The organism is Methylibium sp. T29, assembly GCF_000576205.1.
In the GTDB taxonomy this organism is placed as follows: domain Bacteria; phylum Pseudomonadota; class Gammaproteobacteria; order Burkholderiales; family Burkholderiaceae_C; genus Methylibium; species Methylibium petroleiphilum.
Genome location: NZ_AZND01000561.1, coordinates 1 through 851 on the forward strand (window position 1 = coordinate 1; position 851 = coordinate 851).

An 851-nucleotide genomic window follows, 5' to 3' on the forward strand; every position below is an offset into this window, starting at 1 on the left:
GCGTCCTGCTGCTGGGCTGGGCGGTGCTGCCGCCGCGTTCGCGGCTGGGCGACCGTGCGCTGCTGGCGCTGCAGGCCGGCGAGGTGGCGTTCAACGGCTGGATCAAGGTCGCCGCCGACGGCGGCGTCGCGCTGGCGATGAACCGCAGCGAGATGGGCCAGGGCGTGCACACCGCGCTGCCGATGCTGGTGGCCGAGGAGCTCGACATCGGCCTCGACCGCGTGCGGCTGGTCCAGGCTGGCGCCGATGCGGTCTACGGCAACGTGGCCACCTTCGTCGCGTCGCTGCCCTTCCACCCGCGCGACAGCGAGCCGGGCCGCAGGACCGCGGTGGTGAAGGGCGGCGAGTGGGTCGTCGCCAAGCTGGCGCGCGAGCTCGGCATCAACATGACGGGCGCGTCGACCAGCATCGTCGACGCCTGGGAGCCGCTGCGGCTGGCTGCGGCCACGGTGCGGGCCCAGCTGGTGGGAGCCGCCTCGCTGCGCTGGCGCCTGCCCAAGGAAGAGATCGTGGTGCGCGACGGCGTCGTGTCGCATGCCTCCGGCGTGCACGCGCATTTCGGTGAGCTCGCCAGCGCGGCTGCCGGCACGCCGGCCGGTGACGTGGCGCTGAAGCCGCGTGCCGCCTGGACGCTGATCGGTCGCGACACGCCGCGCACCGATGTCGTCGCCAAGAGCAACGGCAGCGCCGTCTACGGCCTCGACGTGCGGCCCGAGGGCCTGCTGTACGCCGCAGTGCGCATGTGCCCGGTGCTCGGCGGTGCGCCGCAACGCATCGGCAACGAGGACGAGGTGCTGCGCCGCCCGGCGTGCAGCGGCTGGTGCGCCTGCCGGCCCGGGCCGGCGCGACCG

1 protein-coding gene is annotated in these 851 nt (G+C 74.7%); it reads left to right on the forward strand.

From position 1 onward, the window contains the following. Positions 1-851: molybdopterin cofactor-binding domain-containing protein (locus x551_RS22825; protein WP_343252171.1), on the forward strand; the 851-nt coding region annotated here is incomplete at both ends.